General features: G+C 61.3%; 1 pseudogene. It reads right to left on the reverse strand.

The window, feature by feature from the left end:
- Window positions 1-41: 41 nt before the first annotated feature.
- Window positions 42-1,220 (reverse strand): annotated as a pseudogene (locus tag ACFI9K_RS24900) (IS3 family transposase).
- Window positions 1,221-1,289 lie beyond the last annotated feature (69 nt).

Here is a 1,289-nt window from a genome sequence, read left to right on the forward strand (position 1 = left end):
GGGACTGCCCCGAGTTCAGTTGACTCGTGGGGTTGAGTGATTCAGGCCGCGTGTGCGGTCCGGTTGATTGTCTCAAACTCGATCGAGGTGAGCTTGCCGAGGCGTCGTTGACGGCGTTTGCGGTGATAGGTCTTCTCGATCCAGGTCACGATCGCCAGCCGTAGTTGCTCGCGGCTCGACCACCGCTGGCGGTCGAGGACGTTCTACTGCACGAGGGCGAAGAACGACTCCATCGCGGCATTGTCACCGCACGCCCCGACCCGCCCCATGGAACCTCGTAACCCGTTGCGCGACAGTGCATGTACGAACTTCCTGGATCGGAACTGGCTACCGCGATCCGAGTGAACGATAGTGCCCATCGAGCCTCTTTGCGCCACAGCATTATCCAATGCAGACACCGCTAACGAGGCCTTCATCCTGGAGTCGATCGAGTAGCCGACGATCCTGTTCGACCAGACGTCCTTGATCGCGCAGAGATACAGTTTGCCCTCGTCGGTGCGGTGTTCGGTGACGAAAGGTCAGCCACAGCTCGTCCGCGGCCTGTGCGGTGAACTGACGGTCGACGAGGTCGTCGTGGACCGGCGGGCCGGCCTTCCTGTTCAGGCCTCGCTTCTTCGAGAACACCGACCAGATGCGTTCTTGTGAGCACAACCGCGCGACCCGGTTCTCGCTGGCGGTGATCCCGCGGTCGGGTAGTTCGTCTGCGACGAAGCGGTAACCGAATGCGGGGTCGTCGTCGTGGATCTCACGAGCAATGTTGATCAGATGCGCATCATCCCAATCTCTTTGCGTGACTGGCTGTTTCTTCCATTTGTAGAACGCTTGGGTTGAGAAACCGAGAACCCGGCAGGTCACTGTGACGGGTACTCCGTCGCCAGCAAGGTCGAGGACCAGCGGTGGGGGCACCTCCCGCTCGCGGGGGAAGATCATTTTGGGAGTATGTCTCGACTCAGATAGGCGGCGGCTCGCCGCAGAACGTCGTTTTCCTGCTCGAGCAGCCGGTTGCGCTTCTTGAGCTCCCGCAGCTCAGCGGACTCGTCACCAGGGTTCTGCCGGCCGTCACGGACGACGCCGTCTTCACGATCGGCAATCTTGAGCCAGCGGTGCAGGCAACCTTCGGAGATTCCGAAGTCCTTCGCGATCTGACGCAACGGGGCCTCGCCCTTGCGTGCGACGGCGATGACGTCGCGGCGGAACTCCTCGGGGAATGCTTTCGGCATGGTGAACATCCTTCCACCGTGAGGAGCGATCCTCACAGATCAGATGTCAACCAAAGCCGGGGCAGTCCC

It is taken from the genome of Rhodococcus sp. PSi06 (assembly GCF_054960675.1).